6 protein-coding genes are annotated in these 6,343 nt (G+C 43.4%); 4 read left to right on the forward strand and 2 right to left on the reverse strand.

Features of this window, described 5'->3' with window-relative positions:
* The first annotated feature begins 46 nt into the window (after nt 1–46).
* Nucleotides 47–505: a membrane lipoprotein lipid attachment site-containing protein gene (locus tag H9649_RS16980; RefSeq protein ID WP_191696093.1), complete on the forward strand. Its 459-nt coding sequence runs from the start codon at nt 47–49 to the stop codon at nt 503–505.
* Nucleotides 506–738: 233 nt separating this feature from the next.
* Here H9649_RS16980 and rlmD read toward each other — a convergent pair whose 3' ends face one another.
* Nucleotides 739–2,148 (reverse strand): 23S rRNA (uracil(1939)-C(5))-methyltransferase RlmD, encoded by a 1,410-nt coding sequence (gene rlmD, locus H9649_RS16985; RefSeq protein ID WP_191696094.1) that lies wholly within the window; start codon nt 2,146–2,148, stop codon nt 739–741.
* Nucleotides 2,149–2,508: 360 nt separating this feature from the next.
* Between rlmD and H9649_RS16990 the strand changes: the two genes are divergently transcribed.
* Nucleotides 2,509–2,853, forward strand: coding sequence for an ATPase (locus tag H9649_RS16990; protein ID WP_191696095.1), 345 nt, complete (start codon nt 2,509–2,511; stop codon nt 2,851–2,853).
* A gap of 78 nt (nt 2,854–2,931) precedes the next feature.
* Here the strand turns inward: H9649_RS16990 and H9649_RS16995 are convergent, their stop codons facing one another.
* Nucleotides 2,932–4,272, reverse strand: coding sequence for a dihydrolipoyl dehydrogenase family protein (locus H9649_RS16995; protein WP_191696096.1), 1,341 nt, complete (start codon nt 4,270–4,272; stop codon nt 2,932–2,934).
* 163 nt (nt 4,273–4,435) lie between these two features.
* Between H9649_RS16995 and H9649_RS17000 the strand changes: the two genes are divergently transcribed.
* Together H9649_RS17000 and H9649_RS17005 are read left to right on the forward strand one after the other, a co-directional pair.
* A complete protein-coding gene (locus tag H9649_RS17000; RefSeq protein WP_191696097.1) occupies nt 4,436–4,801 on the forward strand; it encodes a DUF2500 domain-containing protein in 366 nt (121 codons plus the stop codon).
* 307 nt (nt 4,802–5,108) lie between these two features.
* Entirely contained in the window at nt 5,109–5,957 is an 849-nt protein-coding gene (locus H9649_RS17005; RefSeq protein WP_191696098.1) for a malate synthase, read from the forward strand.
* The last annotated feature ends 386 nt before the right edge of the window (nt 5,958–6,343 follow it).

Genomic DNA, 6,343 nt, shown 5'->3' on the forward strand with positions numbered 1-6,343 from the left:
TTCTGCGTCTTATAGAATAGACGACTAGACGCAGGGAGAAGATTTGATGAAAAAAATCCTATTTACTATACTGCTTATACTTGCAGCGGGACTTGCTGGCTGTACTTCTTTTGAAGAGAAAAAAGCTGAAAAAGTGATTACGTCGTATTACGATGCATTAATTGAAGGCGATCATGACACCGCTTTCAAAAATTTATTCCTCTACGAGAACGGCATCACCACACCTACTGATTTATCAAGAAGTGAGGCCGAATCGGTGTATGAACAGAAGATGGCCTATCTTGATAAGCAAGGTTATCAGTTGTCCGACTACAATATTCGAGGTGTCGAATATGAAGACGGACACACATTTTGGCACCATATCGATGTTGTAGTTAATATTGATGGGACACGGAAAAAATTTACTGAAACAGCATTTTATCAGAACGGAAAGCTGTCGGTTAGCGGCGAGGATCCATTTGCCCAATACCGCGACGGCAAAATGGATATTGAGATAGAGGGTTGACTGTTGTTTCCGATAGGTAAAAGGTCATAAAATGGTGATAAAAACAGTTATTCGATCGATATATACAATTATTCAATCGATAAAACCTTCTATTCGATCGATATACACAATTATTCAATCGATAAATCCCTCCTCCCTTACAAAAAGTGACAACCATGCGTCTGCAACTGCCCGAAACTTTCTTCCACCAAAAAAACGGGAGCCCGCTATTACTGGGGCTCCCGTTTTCATTCTCACTCTTCAATCAAACTCTCATCAAGCGTCAACAATGCTACACACTCCACATGCACTGTATGCGGGAACAAGTCCACCGGTTGCACAGTCTGCAGCGTATATCCGAATGGCACTAACTCCGCAATATCCGTTGCAAACGTATCTGGCTTACATGATACATATACAATCCGCTTCGGCTTGGATCGTCCGATTCGGCGCATCACTTTACCGCCTGCACCGCAACGTGGCGGGTCGATGAGCAGTAAATCCGCAAAACCGAACTGCTCTTTCATTTCGTCCAAACCGTTACGCGCGTCACGTGCAAGGAACGTTGTGTTATGCAAATCGTTATCGACCGCATTACGTTTGGCCGATTCAATCGATGTCTCAACGATTTCAATCCCGGCAAGCTCTTTCACACGTGCCGCGAATGGCAATGAAAACGTACCGACACCACAAAACAGATCAATCATCCGCTCATGCTCTTGCGGATTACCCATTTCAAGCGCCAAGTCGACAAGCTTCTGCGCCTGCAAAGGATTCGTTTGGAAGAATGTATCGAACCAGAGACGATAGCGATACCCGGCCATTTCATCGTAAATGAAATCACGGCCTGCAAGTATATGTGTATCTTCCGATTGCGTCACATCCGCCAAATCAGTGTTCACAAGCCACATCAAACTCTTCACATTTGGGAATTTAGCCGTGATGCGCTCAATAAGATTAGCGATAGCATCCGCAAGTTCCCCGTCAGGCGTTGCTGTTGCAAACAACGCAAGCATCATTTCACCTGTTGCAAATGATTCGCGCACCATTAAATGGCGCAACAATCCCTCGCGCGTCTCTTTGTCATATCCCGTCAGTCCAAATTCCTTCACCCAGTTGCCCACTTCAAGCATGCCGTCAACCATATTGCGACCTGCAATGAGGCACGTTTCAAGCGGAATGATTTTCTTAAAGTTCCCTTGCTCATGCAACCCGATATCGCCTTCACGCGAAAACGTAAACTCCATCTTATTGCGGTAATGCCAAGGATTGTCCATACCGATTGCGTCAAGCACGAGACTTGGATCCATCCCTTCGCGCTTCAACGCCTTCTTCACTTTTTTTGTCTTATGCTTCAACTGACCTTCATACGTCCAATGTTGCCACACACATCCACCACACAACTCAAAATGCGGGCAAGGCGCTTCCGTCCGCTCGGGGCTCGCATCCAAAATCTCCACGGGCATCACTTTACGTCTCCGCTTATCGGGATTATCGACAAACACTTCAACCGATTCGCCGCGCAGCGTCTGCGGAATCGTCAGCTTCAACTTCCTCGGATTATTCCCTTTATCACTTTCACGCCAAATAACAGCTTGTCCATTACCTTTTTCATCTAGATGGTCAATTTCCGCCACGAGCGTAACATCTCTTAAATTCGTCAACCTATACTTCCCCTTTCAACAATCCATTTATCTATTCAAGCATTCTTATTTAATCAAATCAAAACAAACAGGCTCTACCATTATAGCGAATTTCCAGTGGAATGAACATGCATCTTTCTAATTCAGTAAAATGCAATAATCATCGCTTCCTACCACTCACTTTCCCCAGTAGCTGTACAGGCATCCCCCCAAAGATTACCGTCATAATAGCGTTTACAACTACACACTTGATAAATCCACCTACTATTTCAGTTCATAGTTTTACTAAATTGGTTAATTCGCTCAGCGCACGTGTCAAGCGGTGAATACTATGAAAATGTAATCTGCAGATTATAGAATTTCCGGAAGGAGGTGTATATAATGCCATTTACAACAGGACCGATTGAAAACGTAGGCAACTTGCCGACAGATGCAACCGCTGTACGTATTAAGATTCTTAACCGCACGGGTGGAATGCTTTCTGGCGTCGTTAAAGTTTATAGACTAAACGGAAGTCGCCAACTCATTACGCAATCGAACTTCAGCGCAGCAGCTAATGCGTCGACATTCAGAACACTTGGTTTAGGTGCTAACACAGCACAATACGAAGTTGAAATTGTTCCCAACCAAAACGGCGGTATCTACTCCGTTTACGGAATCACGAATTCTGGTGTGATTCTCGTCGCACAAAGAGTTCTTAATTCCGAATTGACGCAGATTTTGTAAACGTTCCGTAACGGACAAAAGGGTTGTACCGAAATCGACTGGCCATCGACATTCGGGACAACCCCTCTATTATTCTAATCAAACCATATACGCGATTTCCGATGCGGCTGTCGGGTACGCGAAATTCATCTTTTTCAATTCCACAATCGGCACCTTGAAACGGATCGCCATTGCAAAATGATTGATGAGTTCATCGGCCTCCCCGCTCAACAGATGCGCGCCAAGAATAATGCTATTTTTCTTATCAATAATCACTTTATAAGCTGCATACGCTTCATTCGTATGTCGATACGTGAAACGGTCTGTCACTTCCTTGAATTTCACTTCGATATCGAGTCCCGATTCTTGCGCTTCCTGTTCACTCATACCGACCGCTGCGAGTTTCGGCATAGTGAAAACGACAGATGGGACAACTGGATGTTCAACTTTCAACGTATTGCCGTTGATCATATTCTTTGCAACGATATGCGATTCCGTCGCTGCAACCGGTGTGAGCGGCGGCCCGTCAGTTGACGCCACGTCACCCGCTGCGTAAACATACGGATTACTAATGCTTTGCAAATAGTCATTGACACGCACACCTCTTTCATCGCGCTCAACATTGCCCGCTTCCAAATTTAAATCGAGCGACGGCGCGCGACCTGCACCATGCACGACGTAATCAGTCTCCCATACTTCTCCATCTTTCTTCCCTTTTACAATAAACGCCTCGCCATCTTTCACGATACGTTCTACTTCAACATTCAAATGAACTTTAATCCCTAACTCCTCCGAACGCTTCAGTAAAAACTTCACAAGATCCTGATCGAACTGTTTCAACGGCGTATCACTTCTATGGAGAATATGTACATCCGCTCCTGCTCGTGCTGCAAGATGGGCAAATTCAAATGAAATGAAGCCTCCGCCTACGAACACGATTCGTTCAGGCAACTCATCAAGTTCGAGGAAATCAGCACTTTTCGCCAAATGCTCTTCCCCGTCCATCCCAATTTTCGCAGGCCGCGCACCTGTTGCGATTAAAATGTACTTGCCCGTCAGTACTTCGTCACCGATACGAATTTCATTCTCACTTTCAAAGTACGGATTGCCATGAAACATATCAAAACCAAGTTCCTTGAATTTATCTTCGGTATCTTCCGGAATAGATGTTGTAAATGTGCGCTTGAACGCCATCAAATCAGACCAGTAAATCTCCAGTTCCCCTTCGATTCCGAGACCAATCATCCGTTCATTCCAATCGATAAGTTCACCTGCACTAACAAGCACTTTTTTCGGATCGCACCCTCTTTGTGAACACGTTCCGCCAAACGGTCTGTCGTCAATAATCGCTACGGACCAACCTTCTTTCTTACATTTCTCGGCAGCAATCGTTCCCGCAGAACCTGTACCAAGCACAATCAAATCATACTGTTTACCCATCGTCCCTCTCCTCCTTCTACACACTGAAGCACTTCTTCATCCGAGCGCTATCCCTATTCCTAAAGTACCCGCGGTCATTGATTATAATCATCCAGTTTGTTTACATGCCATTGAAACTATCTATTCGTTAAACACGTATACTAGTTAAAAGGGAGGAGAGACAATGGGATTTACTAATTTTGACGGCACAATATTTTCACTCGCACCTATTTTCATAGGTATTATTTTTGTCATTGTCATTGGCAGTATTATTTTTTCACTTGTTAAAGGGATTGGTGAATGGTCAACAAATAACAGTTCCCCACGACTCACCGTTCCTGCACAAGTGATTACAAAGCGAACAAACACATGGGGCGGCAGAAACGACACGGCAGCTTCTACCGATTATTACGTGACTTTCCAAGTCGAAAGTGGCGACCGAATGGAACTCAAAGTCGCTGATCGCGAGTACGGCATGCTCGCTGAAGGTGATTTCGGCATACTTACGTTCCAAGGGACGAGGTACGGAGGATTTGAGCGTAAAGTGTAGCAACTCGTGCACCCATCATGCAGTTTATGGACAAATCAAACCGTCGCATTCATGAATAAAAACCATTCAACTTCAGAATACTATCCATGCACGTATCATACTATTTACAAGCGCAGTTCTGTATAACGGACAGTGCTTTTTTACGTTTGAATAACAGAAAGCAAAATTGGCAAAACTGAGGGAGCCGAGTGCTCTCATATAAAAACGAAACAGGGTATTGTACCGCACCTAAATAACCATTGTCAACTATAAGTTTGCGAAATTTCTGATTTCATGTTACAATATAAAATATAAGGAGAGTGGATTCATGAATTTACTTAATGAAGAAATCACGCATAAAGTGTTCGGTGAAGGTAATATTGTTGAACATGAAGATTCTGTCCTTACTGTCGATTTTAATACAGACATTAAAAAGTTCGTATACCCTGATGCTTTCGAAAACTTCTTGACACTCAATGACCCCCTAACTGCTAAAACGTTCGAAGATCTCTTTTTGAAAAAACAGCAGGAACAGGAAGCGATTGAAAAGAAGCGCGCGGAAGAAAAAGAGCGTTTGTTACTTGAACAACAGCGAAGAGATATGTTGAAAGACCATAAAATTCATGAAAGTTCTCAAATTGCTTTCTGGCTTGATGAAGATAGGCAACAAGAGATCTTTACAGATTGGAAAATTTCTACAGGAACGGTTCGAAGCGGGGCAAACAAAGGACAGCCAAATAAAGTAGCCCGTCTACGCCCTAACAGTGCAGGTCTCCTCACCGTGCGAAATGCCAACCAAGATGAAAAAGAAAGAAAGATTTTAGGACTGTTCATGGTTCATGAAGTATTCTCCGGCGATCTCGGTACTGATGGATTAGTCCCGACACATGAAGAATTCAAAATTGAACTGACGGAGCAAGAAGCAGACCAAATGCTTTTCTGGAATTATTATATGAACGCAAGCTATCCGGAACGTACTACATGGAACTCCGGTAAATTCCGTTATTACGACAATATATGGACCGCACAAATCATCCAAGACATTATTGCATTGAAAACGGATGAAAAAGAAATTGCGCTAGCGAAGAAGTTCCTGGAATACTTCTGTACAATGAATGCTTTGGATATAACTAATATCCCGGAAGCTAACGGCCCATTGCGCTTAAAATCAGCGTAACGTAAGTAGCTATGCAGTTTCCAATTGTTCATTACAAGCACTAATTCTTTTTACCGCTACAACGTAAATACGCAACAACAGCAAAACCCCTTTCGTCCATTAACAGGATCAAAGGGGTTTTTCAGCTTGTCCACAATTAGTTAGTCTCTTGTTGTAATTTACAAATCAGGCCGCCATCACAAATAATCTCAAAAAGTTGTCGCATACAATGAAGCTTAGCCGCAACTGAATTCTTTATTGTTCAATCGCGTCATGAGAAAATGGCAATAGTGGAAAAGTACCCGCATTCATTCAAGAAGAAAACGATAAGGAGGAATTCCATGAAGATGATGAAAGCACTTGTACGAACAGCCCTCCGTTTGCCTTAAAATAAAAAACCTCTAGAA

Origin of the sequence: Sporosarcina quadrami, assembly GCF_014836615.1 — a bacterium.
Taxonomy (GTDB): Bacteria; Bacillota; Bacilli; order Bacillales_A; family Planococcaceae; genus Sporosarcina; species Sporosarcina quadrami.